General features: G+C 62.7%; 9 protein-coding genes and 2 pseudogenes. 3 read left to right on the top strand and 8 right to left on the bottom strand.

Annotated elements, in window-relative coordinates; translation table 11 throughout:
• Positions 1 to 161 precede the first annotated feature (161 nt).
• Complete coding sequence (locus QOC89_RS08435) at positions 162 to 1571, top strand: nucleobase:cation symporter-2 family protein (RefSeq protein WP_323044606.1); 1410 nt, start codon at positions 162 to 164, stop codon at positions 1569 to 1571.
• A gap of 213 nt (positions 1572 to 1784) precedes the next feature.
• On the opposite strand, the gene QOC89_RS08430 is transcribed toward QOC89_RS08435, so the two are convergent.
• The 3 genes from QOC89_RS08430 to QOC89_RS08420 are packed head-to-tail and all read right to left on the bottom strand — an operon-like array spanning position 1785 to position 7806.
• The gene (locus QOC89_RS08430; RefSeq protein ID WP_323044605.1) at positions 1785 to 3332 is read right to left on the bottom strand and encodes an efflux transporter outer membrane subunit; all 1548 of its coding nucleotides are present in this window, start codon (positions 3330 to 3332) and stop codon (positions 1785 to 1787) included.
• Between the two features lies 1 nt (position 3333).
• Positions 3334 to 6555, bottom strand: coding sequence for an efflux RND transporter permease subunit (locus QOC89_RS08425; RefSeq protein ID WP_323044604.1), 3222 nt, complete (start codon positions 6553 to 6555; stop codon positions 3334 to 3336).
• Positions 6556 to 6573: 18 nt separating this feature from the next.
• Positions 6574 to 7806, bottom strand: coding sequence for an efflux RND transporter periplasmic adaptor subunit (locus QOC89_RS08420; protein ID WP_323044603.1), 1233 nt, complete (start codon positions 7804 to 7806; stop codon positions 6574 to 6576).
• A gap of 430 nt (positions 7807 to 8236) precedes the next feature.
• Here QOC89_RS08420 and QOC89_RS08415 point away from each other — a divergent pair, with 430 nt between their 5' ends.
• On the top strand, positions 8237 to 8896 hold the full coding sequence (locus QOC89_RS08415) for a TetR family transcriptional regulator (protein ID WP_323044602.1): 660 nt from the start codon (positions 8237 to 8239) through the stop codon (positions 8894 to 8896).
• Between the two features lie 226 nt (positions 8897 to 9122).
• Here the strand turns inward: QOC89_RS08415 and QOC89_RS08410 are convergent.
• Positions 9123 to 9539: pseudogene (locus QOC89_RS08410) on the bottom strand (isochorismatase family protein); the annotation flags it as partial.
• A 1-nt stretch (position 9540) separates the two neighbouring features.
• Here QOC89_RS08410 and QOC89_RS08405 point away from each other — a divergent pair.
• Positions 9541 to 10137 (top strand): annotated as a pseudogene (locus tag QOC89_RS08405) (helix-turn-helix domain-containing protein); the annotation flags it as partial.
• Between the two features lie 226 nt (positions 10138 to 10363).
• Here QOC89_RS08405 and QOC89_RS08400 read toward each other — a convergent pair.
• From QOC89_RS08400 to QOC89_RS08385, 4 genes are all read right to left on the bottom strand, one after another.
• Positions 10364 to 11122, bottom strand: coding sequence for a CoxG family protein (locus QOC89_RS08400; protein ID WP_323044601.1), 759 nt, complete (start codon positions 11120 to 11122; stop codon positions 10364 to 10366).
• A 32-nt stretch (positions 11123 to 11154) separates the two neighbouring features.
• Positions 11155 to 11547 carry a DUF427 domain-containing protein gene (locus QOC89_RS08395; RefSeq protein ID WP_323044600.1) on the bottom strand — a complete coding sequence of 131 codons (393 nt, stop codon included), beginning with the start codon at positions 11545 to 11547 and terminating at the stop codon, positions 11155 to 11157.
• A 187-nt stretch (positions 11548 to 11734) separates the two neighbouring features.
• Positions 11735 to 12229, bottom strand: a complete 495-nt coding sequence (locus QOC89_RS08390) for a carboxypeptidase regulatory-like domain-containing protein (RefSeq protein ID WP_323044599.1) — start codon at positions 12227 to 12229, stop codon at positions 11735 to 11737.
• 367 nt (positions 12230 to 12596) lie between these two features.
• Positions 12597 to 14123 carry a DegQ family serine endoprotease gene (locus QOC89_RS08385; protein WP_323044598.1) on the bottom strand — a complete coding sequence of 509 codons (1527 nt, stop codon included), beginning with the start codon at positions 14121 to 14123 and terminating at the stop codon, positions 12597 to 12599.
• Positions 14124 to 14252: the final 129 nt, after the last annotated feature.

The raw sequence follows: 14252 nt of genomic DNA, 5'->3' as shown, positions 1-14252 counted from the left end.
TACCGCCGATTGACGCGGGCCGCGTGTTTCTTTTGGCTTTCAAACCGGCCTCATGCATATCGTCACCGGAAATGCCGGAATAGGCCCCAGTGGTCTTGTTGCTCTTTTTCGTTCCGCATACCTTGGAGCCATCCCAAAACGAGATGGTGGAGAGAGACAAAATGCAATCGAACACGGTTCACCCGTGCGACGAGCGACTGCCCGCAGGCCAGTTGCTCACGCTCGGCATTCAGCACGTTTTGGTGATGTACGCAGGCGCAGTTGCTGTGCCGCTGATCATCGGCGCGGCGCTCAAATTGCCGAAAGACCAGATCGCGTTTCTGATCAGCGCCGATCTGTTTTCCTGTGGCATCGCCACGCTGATTCAGACCTTGGGTCTGTGGATCTTCGGCATCCGTCTGCCGGTCATCATGGGCTGCACCTTCGCGGCCGTCGGTCCGATGGTCGCGATCGGCACCAATCCATCGCTCGGCATTCTCGACATCTTCGGCTCGACGATCGCGGCCGGGGTGATCGGCATTCTTCTCGCGCCGGCGGTCGGCAAGTTACTGCGCTTCTTCCCGCCGGTGGTGATCGGCGTGGTGATCTCGGTGATCGGTCTGTCGCTGATGGAAGTGGGCATCAACTGGGCGGCCGGTGGGGTGGGCAATCCCGATTATGGCAACCCGATCTACCTCGGGCTTTCGCTGGTCGTGTTGATGCTGATTCTGCTCATCAACAAGTTCGCCAAGGGCTTCATCGCCAATATCTCCGTGCTGCTCGGCATCGTGGCGGGTTTCGTGATCGCGCTGGCGCTTGGCCGCGTGAACATGGAAGGCGTCACGCACGCACCCTGGGTCGGCTTCGTGATGCCGTTCCACTTCGGCCTGCCGCATTTCGACCCGCTCGCGATCGCGACAATGGTCACCGTGATGTTCGTCACCTTCATCGAATCGACGGGGATGTTCCTCGCCGTCGGCGATATGGTCGATCGTCCGGTGGATCAGAAGACGCTGGTGCGCGGCCTGCGCGTCGACGGTCTGGGCACGTTGATCGGCGGCATCTTCAACTCGTTTCCGCATACCTCGTTCTCGCAGAACGTCGGCCTGATCGGCGTGACCGGCGTGAAGAGCCGCTTTGTCTGCGCGATGGGCGGTGTGATCCTGGTGCTGCTGGGTCTGTTTCCGAAGATGGCGCAGGTTGTGGCTTCGGTGCCGGCCTTCGTGCTGGGCGGCGCGGGCATTGTGATGTTCGGCATGGTCGCGGCGAACGGTATCAAGGTGCTGGCCAAGGTCGACTTCGTGAAGAACCATCACAACCTGTTCATCGTCGCGGTGAGTATCGGCATGGGTCTGGTGCCGGTGGTGTCGCCGCAATTTTTCTCGAAGCTGCCGCCGGCGCTGTCGCCGCTGCTGCATAGCGGGATCTTGCTGGCTTCGGTATCGGCAGTGGTGCTGAACCTGATCTTCAACGGTGTGAAGAGCGAGAAGAAGGCACAGTGCGAAATTCGCAAGGCGGGGCATGATTTCGACGGACGCGGCGCTAATGAGCCGCCACGCGATGAAATGCTGCGTGCGGTGGATTTGCACTGAGGAAGGAGTATCGGGAATGAGTGTCAGGCGGCTGGGTGACTGAGGTAACTGCGGTCCTCCGAATCACAGATGCCGCTTAGGCAACATGGCCGCTGAGATCGCCCGCGCTCTGCGCAAAAAAACGCCACGGCATGCCGTGGCGTTTTTTTCTTACGTCGAGTCAAGCGGCACGGCGGGCGTAAAACCAGACCCCGCCGCGCCCCTTCTGCGAGTTCAGCCCGCAGTGGCCGCCGAAGCCGCCACCGGCGCACTTGCCGCACCGTAGTCGACCGGGGCATCCGCGGGACGCGGTTGCTCGCCGGCATGCTCGATCCAGCCGCCGCCCAATGCCTGATACAAATCGACCAGGTTCTGGAGACGCTGCATTCGCGCGGTGATCAACGACTGCTGCGACGAATACAGATCGGTCTGCGCGGTCAACACCGACAGATAGCTGTCGACGCCGTTCGTATAACGCAGATTCGACAGATCCAGTCGACGCTGTTCGGCAAAGGTATTGCGCTCGAGCGCCTGGATCTGCTGGTCGTATGTGCCGCGTGCCGCCAGTCCGTCCGCCACTTCGCGGAAGGCCGTCTGGATCGCTTTTTCATACGTGGCGATCTGGACTTTCTTCTGGATGTTGGCGAGATCGAGGTTAGCCAGGTTCTGACCGCCCTCGAAGATCGGCAGCGTGATCGTCGGCGCAAAGCTCCACGCCGCCGAACCCGGCTTGAACAAGCCACCGAGCGACGGACTCAGCGTGCCGAAGCTGCCGGTCAGCGAGACCTTCGGGAAGAACGCCGCACGTGCCGCGCCGATGTTCGCGTTGGCCGCCAGCAGATTCTGTTCGGCCTCCATGATGTCCGGACGACGCGTCAGCAGATCGGACGGCAAACCGGCCGGAATATCCGTGAGGAGATTCTGGTCGTTGAGCGCCAGACCCGGCGGCAAATCGGCAGGCAACGGCTCGCCGATCAACAGCACCAGCGCGTTCTCACCCTGAGCCCGCAGACGTGCTTGCGCCTGCAGGTTCGCGTTGGCCTGTTCGACCACCGTTTGCGCCTGGCGCAAATCGAGTTCCGAACCCGTGCCGTTGTCGAATTGCAGCTTGGCGATCCGATACGACTCCTGCGACGTCTTCAGCGTGTTCTGCGTCACCGTCAGCAGATCGTCGAGCTCGAGCACCGTGAGGTACTGATCCGCGACTTGCGATACCAGCGAGATTTCCGCCGCCTTGCGAGCCTGTGCCGTGGCGAGGTACTGCGCCAAGGCCTGGTCCTTCAGACTTTGGATACGCCCGAAGAAGTCGATTTCCCACGAGGCATTCAGACCGACGGAGTACGTGTTCGTGATCGTCTGGTTGAAGAACGACAGGTCTTTCGGCGTGCGCTGCTTGCTTTGCGAAACCGCGGCGTCGAGCGTCGGGAACAGCCCCGCACGCACGATGCGGAACTGCGCCGCCGACGCCTGCATGTTCAGCACCGACACACGCAGATCGCGGTTGTTCTTCAGCGCGATCTCGATCAACCGCTGCATGCGCGGATCGACAAAGAAATCACGCCAGCCGATATCGACCGCCGCCTGACCGCCGGCGCTGCGCGCCGCGATCGACGTGCCCGCTGACCCGGTGCCCGGTTGGGTCGCGCCCGGCTGCGTGTCGTACACGCCGCCGGCCGGGAAGGTGCTCGTCACAGGTTCGGCCGGGCGCTGGTACTTCGGCGCCATCGTGCAACCCGCGGCGAACAGCGCAACCGCCACTGCAATCAAAGAGTGTTTTTGCATCTCAATGTCCGTCCTTGCCCGAGCCTTGATCAGTCGACCCGCCGGCCGACCCGCCACTTTGCGGATCATGCGGATGGTGCTGGTTATAGTGTTCGAGCGCCTCATCCGGGTCTTCCTTCTCGCCGCCAAACTTCGCGCGGATCACGACAAAGAACATCGGGATCATGAAAATCGCGAGGAAGGTCGCGGTCAACATCCCGCCGATCACGCCGGTACCGATTGCGTGCTGGCTGGCCGAGCCCGCGCCGTTACTGATCGCGAGCGGCATCACGCCGAGAATGAACGCGAGCGAGGTCATCAGGATCGGACGCAACCGCAGACGCGCGGCTTCCAGCGCGGCCTCGACCGGCCCCATCCCTCCACCCTGCTGCAACTCGCGGGCGAATTCCACGATCAGAATCGCGTTCTTCGCCGACAGCCCCACCGTGGTCAACAGACCCACCTGGAAGAACACGTCGTTCTCGAGCCCGCGCAGCGTAGCGGCCAGCAGTGCGCCGATCACGCCGAGCGGCACCACCATGATCACCGAGAACGGGATCGACCAGCTTTCATACAGCGCCGCGAGACAGAGGAACACGACGAGGATCGAGATACCGTACAGAATCGGCGCCTGCGAACCCGACTGGCGCTCCTGCAGCGACAGACCCGTCCATTCGTAACCGACTCCCGCCGGCAGCTTCGCCACGAGTGCTTCCATGGCCGTCATAGCCTGACCGGTCGACTTGCCCGGTGCTGCCGCACCCTGGATTTCCACTGCCGAAATACCGTTGTAGCGCTCAAGCTTCGGCGAACCGTAGGTCCACGTGCCGCTGGCGAACGACGAGAACGGCACCATGCCACCGGCCGTATTACGCACGTACCAGGCGTTCAGGTCCTCCGGCTTCATACGGAACGGTGCGTCGCCCTGCAGATACACCTTCTTGATCCGGCCATCGGTATCGAGGAAGTTGTTCACGTACTGCGACGCCCACGCGATCGAGAACGTCTGGTCGATCGCCGACAACGACACGCCAAGCGCCGAAGCCTTCTCGTGGTCGATGTTGACCGTGAACTGCGGCGTATCGTTCAAGCCGTTCGGACGCACCTGAGCCAGCGTCGGGTCTTTCGCCGCCATGCCCAACAGCATGTTGCGTGCTTCCATCAGCTTTTCGTGGCCGATACCCGCGCGATCTTGCAGTTCGAAGTCGAAGCCCGCGGCCGTGCCGAGTTCGGGAATCGACGGCGGATTGACCGGATACACCAGCGCGTTCTTGTAGCCCGAGAAATGCATGAAGAGGCGGCCAACCAGCGCCTGCACCTTCTGATCCGAGTGCTGACGCTCCGCGTAGTCCTTCATCCGCACGAACACGAGACCCGCGTTCTGGCCGCGGCCGGCGAAGCTGAAGCCGTTCACCGTGAAGGTCGATTCGACAATGCTCTTTTCGGTGTTGAGCAGGTAGTCGGAGACGTCCTTCAGCGCGCGCGCCGTGGTTTCCTGCGTCGAGCCGGACGGTGTTTGCACCAGCACGAACATCGTGCCCTGGTCTTCGTCAGGCAAGAACGACTTCGGCAACTTCACGAACAGCAAGCCGACCGCGAAGATCACCACCATATAGATGATCAGCCAACGGCCCGAACGCTTGATCACGTGGTGCACGCCCGAGTGATACTTGTCGCGGCTCTTGTTGAAGGTGCGGTTGAACCAGCCAAAGAATCCGGTGGTTTTTTCCTCGTGGCCCTTTTCGATCGGCTTGAGAATCGTCGCGCACAAGGCCGGCGTCAAAATCAACGCGACCAGCACGGACAGCACCATCGCCGCCACGATCGTCAGCGAGAACTGCCGGTAAATGGCCCCGACCGAACCGCCCGAGAATGCCACCGGCACGAACACCGCCGACAGCACGAGCGCCACGCCGACCAGTGCGCCGGTAATCTGGTCCATTGCCTTGCGGGTCGCATCTCGAGGCGATAAACCCTCCTCCTGCATCACCCGCTCGACGTTTTCCACTACCACGATCGCATCGTCCACCAGCAAGCCGATCGCCAGCACGAGCCCGAACATGGACAGCGTGTTGATCGAGAAGCCCACCAGACCCATGATCGCGAACGTACCCAACAGCACCACCGGCACGGCGATCGTCGGGATCAGCGTGGCGCGCAGGTTCTGCAGGAACAGGTACATGACCAGGAACACCAGCACGATACCTTCGAGCAGCGTCTTGACCACTTCTTCGATCGACAGGCGCACGAACGGCGTAGTGTCGTACGGATACTGAACGACGAGGCCGTGCGGGAAGTACTTCGACAATTCCGCGACCTTCGCGCGCACCGCCTTGGCCGTGGCCAGTGCGTTAGCGCCCGTGGCGAGCTGAATACCGAAGCCGGCCGTCGGCTGACCGTTGTACTTGGTGTCGAAGTTGTAGTTTTCGCCACCGAGTTCGATGCGCGCCACGTCCTTGATGCGGACTTGCGAACCGTCCGGGTTCACCTTGAGCAGCACGTTGCCGAACTGTTCAGGCGTATTCAACAGCGTGGCTTCCGTAATGGTTGCCTGCAGCACCTGACCCGGCACCGACGGCGTGCCGCCGAGCGAACCGCCCGCGACCTGCACGTTCTGGTTGGTCAGCGCCGTTTCCACATCCACCGGCGTGAGGCCGAAGTTGGTCAGCCTGTTCGCGTCCAGCCAGATCCGCATTGCATACTGCGAACCGAACAGCGTCACCGTACCCACACCGTCGATCCGGCTGACCGGGTCTTCGACGTTCGACGCGACGTAGTTCGCCAGGTCGTACTTGCTCATGCTGCCGTCTTCGGACACGAACGCCATCACCAGCAGGAAGCTGCTGCTCGACTTCGTGACCTTGGTGCCCAACTGCTGCACGGCTTGCGGCAACAGCGGCGTGGCGAGCTGCAGCTTGTTCTGCACCTGCACCTGCGCGATGTCAGGATTGGTGCCGGCTGCGAACGTCAGCGTGATGGTTGCCGTACCCGAGTCGTCCGACGTGGACGACAGATACAGCAAGTGGTCAAGACCACTCATCTGCTGCTCAATCACCTGCGTGACGGTGTTTTCCACCGTCTTCGCCGATGCGCCCGGGTACGTTGCGCTGATCTGCACGGCCGGCGGGGCGATCGTCGGGTATTGAGCGATCGGCAATGTAAACACCGACGCGATACCCGCGAGCATCAGAATAATGGCGATCACCCATGCAAAAATTGGGCGATCAATAAAGAACTTTGCCATGAGGCGGGCTCCCTGTTATTACGCGCCCGATGCAGCAGAGGCAGGTTGAGCCGTCTGCGCAGCACCGCTGGCGGCCGGCGCACCCTGAGCGGATGCGTCGGAAGCGGGTGTGGCGGGAAGTTGCGCGGCAACGGGCTTGACCTGTTGGCCCGGGCGCGCCTTGTCGGTGCCCTGGACAATCACGCGGTCACCGGGCTTCAGGCCGCTCTCGACCACCCAGTTCGAACCGTACGTGCCCGACGTCACCAGCTGACGCAATGCGACCTTGTTGTCCTGGCCCACGACCAGCGCGGTCGGCTGACCCTTCTGGTCATGCGTGATGCCCACTTGCGGCACGACGAGCGCGTTTTCGTTGACGCCCTCTTCGATCCTGGCGCGCACGAACATACCCGGCAGCAATACCTTGTCCGCGTTCTTGAAGATCGCGCGAACCGTGACCGAACCGGTGCCCTGGTCGACCGTCACGTCGGTGAACTGCAACTTGCCCTTTTCCGAATAGGTGCGGCCGTCTTCGAGGATCAGCGAGACCTTGGCGGCGTCCGGGCCGCTCGTCTTCAGACGGCCTTCCTGGACGTCGCGGCGCAGCTTCAGTCCGTCGAGGCTCGATTGCACCAGGTCCACATAGGTCGGATCGAGTTGCTGGACCGTGGCCAGCAGCGTGGCGGCGCTCGCCTGCACGTAAGCGCCCGGCGTGACTTGCGAGATGCCGATCTGGCCCGACACCGGCGAGGTCACGTCGGTATAGCCGAGATTGATCTGCGCCGTGTCGACCGCTGCCTTGCCGGCGGCAACGTCGGCCGCGGCCTGGCCTTCAGCGGCAACCGCGTTGTCGTAGTCCTGCTTGCTGACTGCGTTCGCGGCAACCAGCACCTTGTAGCGGCTGGCTTGCGCGGTGGTGGTCGCAAGGTTGGCCTGGGCTTTCGCGAGCGTTGCCTTCGCGTTGTTCAACGTCGCGATATAGGGCGCCGGATCGATCTTGTACAGACGCTGGCCGGCCTTGACCTGGTCGCCCTCGGTGAATTCACGGCGCAGCACGATGCCGTCGACCCGTGCGCGGACTTGCGCGACGAGGAAGGCACTGGTGCGGCCCGGCAATTCGGTGACAACGGGCACAGCTGTGGGTTGGACGGTGACAACGCCAACTTCAGGCGTTTGCGGCGGCGGCGCCGATTGTTTTGGTCCGCACGCTGCCAGCAATACGGCAGCCGTCGCGGCACTGATTAAGCGGAATGGAACCCGTTCGACGCGCATGGAGCGACCTCTGTCTAAGACTGAGAATGAAAAAGTGCGCGCATCCCTACCCCGGGGACGACAGCGCACACATGCGTCTTGCGACGCGTGACCGGAAGCCCGTGGATGCAAACCGAAGCTGCAGGGGCACCTGAGCAAACTGCGCCAAACCCGGGAAATGCCGCACGGCGCAGCCCTTTGGGGCACGGCGCAAGAGCGTTTTGAAAGGCAACAGTGACGGATATTAACCGGTCGTCACGGCTTGGGCTATCCGATCCTGGGATGCTATTATATATACATCCATGAATGCATGTAAAAGTGCATTTCCTTCTCTGGCTGGCAGGGGGCCCGCAAGATCGATTCGCAATTTGGTTAACGGTAGACAGATTGTCATCGAGCGTATTTAAAACCGCTCGGGAAAACCCCACAATCAGGGCAGGTAACATCAGCTATGGTCAGAAGAACCAAAGAAGAGGCGCAGGAGACGCGGAACAGCATTCTCGACGCAGCCGAACGGGTTTTCTTCGAGAAAGGCGTGTCGCGCACGTCTCTCGCCGACATTGCGCAGGCGGCCGGCGTCACGCGTGGCGCCATCTATTGGCATTTCGCCCATAAAAGCGATCTGTTTACGGAAATGTTCGACCGCGTGCTGCTGCCGCTGGATGAACTCAAGGCCGCTTCGCTCGATCCCAACGAGCCCGACCCGCTTGGGCGGCTGATGGAAATCTGCACGGTCTGCCTGCGCGACACGGCCAACGACCCGCGCCGCCGGCGGGTGTTCGACATCCTGTTTCTGAAGTGCGAGTTGGTCGAGGAGATGGGACCGGTGATGGTCCGCTATCAGACCAATATGCGAGAAGGGCTGAAGAAGGTCGAAGGCGGTCTGCGCAATGCCATCTCCAAAGGGCAAATGCCGGCCGATCTCGACACCAGCATCGCGGCGGCAATGGTGCATGCGTTCGTCAGCGGATCGCTGCGCGACATGCTGTTTCTGCCGGAGGCAACCGATTTCGGCAAGCACGCGGAGCAAATGGTCGCCGGGATATTCGATGCGCTGCGGCTGAGTCCGGCGTTGCGCCAGGGGGAAAGCGGCGGTCCGCTAGCTGAATAATTAGCGTGGCCACGAAACAGCGGGCGGGTGTGCATTCGCGCAAGCCGCCCGCTTTTGTTGACGCATGCCGGTCTTTACGACACGGCTCCGCCGCGGGTCTTAACAACGAATCCTTACCGCAGACCTTTTCGGCATGCCTTTGCAGCAGATCTTTCCAGCGAGTCTTTCCGGTAGGTCTTTGCAGCAGGCCTCTGCCTAAGCCTTCCACCAGACCCATGCAGCGGCCTCAGGCGGCCGCGTGGCTCGCCCGCGCCTTCTGGTTCGACGCGTAAATATTGCTGCGTTCGAGCGACGCCCCCTTCTTCACCGCCGCAATCCTCTGTTCCGTGCTCGCCACGGCCGCGAAGCGCGACTGCAACACCACGCTGAACACCCGATGAATGTCCTGCGCACTCGCAAAACCCGCGCTGTTCTCATAGGGCACCGAGCCCGTCGCATCGTCCAGGAATTCGACCGTCAGCCCGTCGTGCACCGCGTGGAAGATGGTCGACTCATCGCAGTTGTGGGTCATGTAGCCGATCACCGTCAGCGTGTCGATCTCGCGCGCGGCAAGCCAGCCACCCAGATCGGTGCCGGCGTAAGCGCTCGGCAGCGACTTCTCCACATAGTGATCGTGCGGGCGCGAGCCCACTACCGGGTGCACCGGCATTCTCGACGAGCGGCCGGCGTCGACCCACTGGGCATGGGCGGACGACTTCGCGCGCCGCTATCCGCGCGTGCGGCTTGATCCTGACTTGCTTTACGTCGACGACGGCAATGTGCTGACCTCGGCCGGCACCGCCGCCGGTCTCGACTGTTGCCTGCATGTGCTGCGCAAGATGTGCGGCGCGCAGGCGGCAAACTATGTCGCGCGCCGGCTGGTGGTGCCGCCGCATCGGCAGGGTGGCCAGGCGCAGTACATTCAGCAACCGGTGGCGCCGAACGTGCGCGGCGACCGCCTGTCCTGTCTGCTCGAGTGGGTAGGCGGGCATCTGGATGCGCCGCATACGCTCGACACGCTCGCCGAACACGCGCTGATGAGCCGCCGCACGTTTACGCGGCGCTTCCGGCTGGCCACCGGCACGACCGTCGGCGCATGGCTGTTGGCGCAGCGGCTCGCCCGCGCGCAGCAGTTGCTGGAAAGCACGGACGAATCAGTGGAAGCGATCGCGGGAATTGCGGGTTTCGGCTCGACCGCGTCGCTCCGGCAACACTTCACGGAGGCGTTCCGCACTTCGCCGTCCGCATGGCGGCGGAAGTTTCCGGCGTGTGAGCACGCGAAAGCGCTCGATAACTTTGGTTTGAGCGGGAGAGGATGGCGAGTGTCGGAGAGATAAAGGAGACCCGACAAACCGTTCGAGGGCCGCCAACGCCATCTGGTCAACGACGTTTCGTAGCGTTCCACCAGGATTTCGTAGTCGCGTCAGCGCGACAGCGGCGCCTCTGGCTGTGGGATGCAGCCACCCCAACTCGTCCGTGTTCGCCAAGTCAGTGTTCGCTGATCCAGCGCGCCACATACAACAGCAGCGCCACCAGAAAAATCATCGCCGCCCACGCCCAGTTCGGAACCGCGTGCGCACCGGGCTCGCGATGCGAGACGCCGTGCGACACACCATGGGCCGCCCCATGCGACGCGCTCGCCGCCCGCCCGCTCAACGCGTTGCCATGATCGATGCGAGTACGCCGAGCCACACCGCCGAGCGTGATCGGGCGCAGAAACACGTGCTGCCGGCGTGACGCCGCCCGCGCGCGATTTGGCCCTTGCCCATGCTTGGCACGAACGACCGCACCGAACTCGTCGAAAAAATCATCGGCCAGCTGGTGCAGCGCGTTTTCGAGCTGACGCGTGGGCAATTCGGCGAGCGGTCCGGACGAGGTCGCCCAGATCGTGTAATCGATCCGCGTGCTCCGCTCTCTGCCGATGCCATGCGAGCCGTCCTCCGCGCGCAACTTCACTTCGATCTGCCCGCGTAACGCGCCGATGCCTTCGGCGCGCGCCTTGAAGTTGATGGTGCGGCGCTGCGCGTCCGCCGGCCCGGAATCCTGGCCGGCCACGTGAGCCCGCGCTTCATAACGCGCGCGCAACGGCCCGAGCGGCACGGTCATGGCAAGCGCATATTCGCCGTGGCTAAGCCGGGTGAACGACTCGCAGTTGTCGAGGCTGGCACGCAATAGGGCGAGGTCCTGCAACGCGTCCCAAACCTCGGACGGCGCAAGTGGAATCCGTAACGCGTCGTTCAATTCCATACCAGCCTCCCCGATGAACGCGCGACAACCGGTCAGGAAGTCTGATCGATACGGTCGACGCGCGATGCGTAAAACGCGAGATACCCTTTTATTTGTGCGGCCGCCTCGAACGGCGCCTCATAGCTCCAGACGGCGTTTTCGATCAGACCGTCTTCAGTGCGCAGATGGAAGTACGACGCGTCGCCCTTGAACGGGCAGTGCGAAGTATGCGTTGAGCGTTCGAGGCGTGCCATGTTCACGTCGCCACGCGGAAAATAGAACACGTCCGCGAGACCGGTTTCGGTGAGCGTCAGGCCTGCCTGGGTGTCGGCCATGGTCACACCGCCATGGATCACGCGCACCCGGTGATTGTTGCCGGATATGCCGATGGTATGCCCGCCCATGCTCGCGCCGGGGCTTCCGTGAGGTGTCAAGGCATCGCTCATGTCTCGGCTCCGTGATGATGTCCAACTCGGTGTGCAACTCGTTGTGCAGCTCGTGTGCGAAAGTACAAACAGGAAAGCCACGGGGCGCGCCCGTGGCTTCATTATCGGCCAAACTTCCGCCGATTGCGCGGCCTTCCTGAGTGCCGGAGAGGGGTTTCGCCCGACACCGCTCAAACAGCCAAGCCGCTTACTGCGTATTCCAATAGAAGGCCGCCTTGGCGGTGCCCTTGGCCGGGATCGTCACCGGCTTGCTCTGGTCGCGATCCTTGTATTGCGCATGCACGGTGTAACGGCCCGGCCGTAGCTTGACCAGCATGTACGGCCCGCGCGACGTGGTGCTCAACACTTCGCCGCCGTGCGCGTCGACCACGCGCACGTGGACGTCGGCCAGAAAATCGGAACCCGGTCCGGTGAAGCGCAGCGACAACGGCCACTGGCTTTGTGCCTGCTGCAGTGCTTTCGATTCGTCAAGGCCGACGCCGCCCGATACGAACGAGACGTCGCCTTGCTGCTGGATTTGCGGCAGGCCGCCACCGTTGGCGTTGCCCGCGCTGCTTTCGTCGGCGGTGCTGCCGCCCGTCACGTCACTCGCCTGTGCATAAGCGCCACCCGCCAGACCGAGCGTGAGCGCTGCGCATACCGCGGCGGCTACGATCCTTCGCTGATTGCGTTGGGTTTTCATCGGTTCGCTCCTTATTAAGGTCCTTGTCGTCCGTGTCCGTCGATGGACCCGGACCAAGGCAGACGCAACCTGCGTGCCACCTGACAAGTCGCGTCGTCTGGAAACCGCTGCTGCACCGCGCTACACGGCGCGGAGCGCCCTTCCTCATAGCTTCGGATAGACGAAAAAAATGCCGGTCCAGCAGCAGTAAATGCAAGGACCGGCAAGCGTTGCTTCAATTTCCGGGCAAGATCGGCCAGTGCGTCAGTCAGAACGGCGACCAGGCGATCCGCTGTGTCGGTCAACCAGTCAACGTGCCAGCCAAACGATCGACCACGCGATCATTCAAGCCGCCAACACGCCGACCGACTCACCGATCCGCCGCTCCTCAGCCGAGATCCACCGGCACGAAGATCTGCGCGTTATCGCGCTGGATCAGCAACGCGATGCTGTTGCCCGCGCTGGCGATCATCTGCTTCAACTGATCCACGCTCGTGACCGGCCGGCCGTTCACCGCCAGAATCACGTCGCCCGGCTGGATGCCGGCGCTTTCAGCCGCGCCGCCCGATTGCTGCACCAGCAGACCGTGCGACACCGACGCGCTGCTCTTTTCTTCCGGCGTCAGCGGCCGCACCGCCACGCCGAGCCGGCCTTGCAACTGAGCCGGCTGATCGGCCTTGTCCGAAGCCACCTTGGCATCCGACAACGAGCCGATCGTCACCTTCAGATCCTTGGTGGCTTTGTCGCGCCACACCTGCACGGTGGCGGAGCTGCCCGGCGCCAGACCCGCGACCTGCGACGGCAGATCCGACGAGTCGCCAACCGGTTCACCGTTCACCGACAGAATCACGTCACCCGGTTGCAAACCGGCCTTGGCGGCCGGACCGCTCGGATCGACCGAGCTGACAAGCGCGCCTTGCGGCTTTTGCATGCCGAACGAATTGGCCAGTGTCTGGTTCATGCCCTGCACCGCGACGCCGAGGCGTCCGCGGCTCACATGACCGGTCTTGACGATGTCGTCCTTGACCTTGATCGCTTCATTGATCGGAATCGCGAACGAAAGGCCCTGGAAGCCGCCCGTGCGCGAATAGATCATCGAGTTGATACCGATCACCTCGCCCTGCAAGTTGAACAGCGGTCCACCCGAGTTACCCGGATTCACCGGCACGTCGGTCTGGATGAACGGCGTGTAGTTCTCGTTCGGCAGCGAACGCGACTTCGCGCTGATGATGCCCGAGGTCACCGTGTTGTCGAACCCGTAAGGCGAGCCGATCGCGACCACCCACTGGCCGACCTTGCTCTGACGCGGATCGCCGATCTTCACGGTCGGCAGACTGCTTGCGTCGATCTTCAGCACGGCAATGTCGGACTGCTTGTCGGCACCCACCACTTTCGCCCTGAATTCACGCTTGTCGGTCAGCTTTACGGTAACCACGTTCGCGCCGTCCACCACATGGGCGTTGGTCAGGATGTAGCCGTCACTGCTGACGATGAACCCCGAGCCCAGGCTCGCGCTCGGTTGATCGGGCGCGTCGCCGCCGTCGCTGCCGTCGCCGCCTTGCATGCCCGGCACACCGCCGAAAAAGCGCTTGTAGAACTGATAGAAGGGATCGCTCGGATCGATCGGCAACTGGTTGCCGCTGTTGGCGCCATTACCGCCGTTGCCGCGCAAGGCCGCCTGCTTGACCACATGCTTCGCGCTGATGTTGACGACGGCCGGGCCGTAAGTTTCGACCAGACCCGAGAAATCGGGGATGCCGGTCTTTGCGGCGGCTTCAGCAGGCATCATCGCGGCCTGCGCCGGCGTGATCACCTGCGGCGCGGGCACGTCGCGATGCCCCGCCACATAGCCGGCGGAAAGCGCCACGGCGACAGCCACTGCAACAGCGCTGCGGGACAAGGTTTTCGCGTTCATCGTGTACTCCTGACTGGAGAAAGAGGCTTTGGAATGAGATGAAGCGTACGTGGCATCGCTTAAAAGAGTCTTAAGCAGCGTCGGATCGCCTCAGCGCAGTTATTTAGGCGCGTTTAAGCCTCGCTTAAG

Source organism: Paraburkholderia sp., from assembly GCF_034668105.1.
Lineage (GTDB): Bacteria > Pseudomonadota > Gammaproteobacteria > Burkholderiales > Burkholderiaceae > Paraburkholderia.
Note: the sequence above shows the minus strand (reverse complement) of the source record. Positions and strands in the feature narration are given on the sequence as shown.

What these genes read in the sequence shown, in the direction of transcription:
- QOC89_RS08435 (WP_323044606.1), top strand. Translation starts at nt 162, where the DNA reads ATGCAATCGAACACGGTTCACCCGTGCGACGAGCGACTGCCCGCAGGC.
- QOC89_RS08430 (WP_323044605.1), bottom strand. Translation starts at nt 3,332, where the DNA reads ATGCAAAAACACTCTTTGATTGCAGTGGCGGTTGCGCTGTTCGCCGCG.
- QOC89_RS08425 (WP_323044604.1), bottom strand. Translation starts at nt 6,555, where the DNA reads ATGGCAAAGTTCTTTATTGATCGCCCAATTTTTGCATGGGTGATCGCC.
- QOC89_RS08420 (WP_323044603.1), bottom strand. Translation starts at nt 7,806, where the DNA reads ATGCGCGTCGAACGGGTTCCATTCCGCTTAATCAGTGCCGCGACGGCT.
- QOC89_RS08415 (WP_323044602.1), top strand. Translation starts at nt 8,237, where the DNA reads ATGGTCAGAAGAACCAAAGAAGAGGCGCAGGAGACGCGGAACAGCATT.
- QOC89_RS08400 (WP_323044601.1), bottom strand. Translation starts at nt 11,122, where the DNA reads ATGGAATTGAACGACGCGTTACGGATTCCACTTGCGCCGTCCGAGGTT.
- QOC89_RS08395 (WP_323044600.1), bottom strand. Translation starts at nt 11,547, where the DNA reads ATGAGCGATGCCTTGACACCTCACGGAAGCCCCGGCGCGAGCATGGGC.
- QOC89_RS08390 (WP_323044599.1), bottom strand. Translation starts at nt 12,229, where the DNA reads ATGAAAACCCAACGCAATCAGCGAAGGATCGTAGCCGCCGCGGTATGC.
- QOC89_RS08385 (WP_323044598.1), bottom strand. Translation starts at nt 14,123, where the DNA reads ATGAACGCGAAAACCTTGTCCCGCAGCGCTGTTGCAGTGGCTGTCGCC.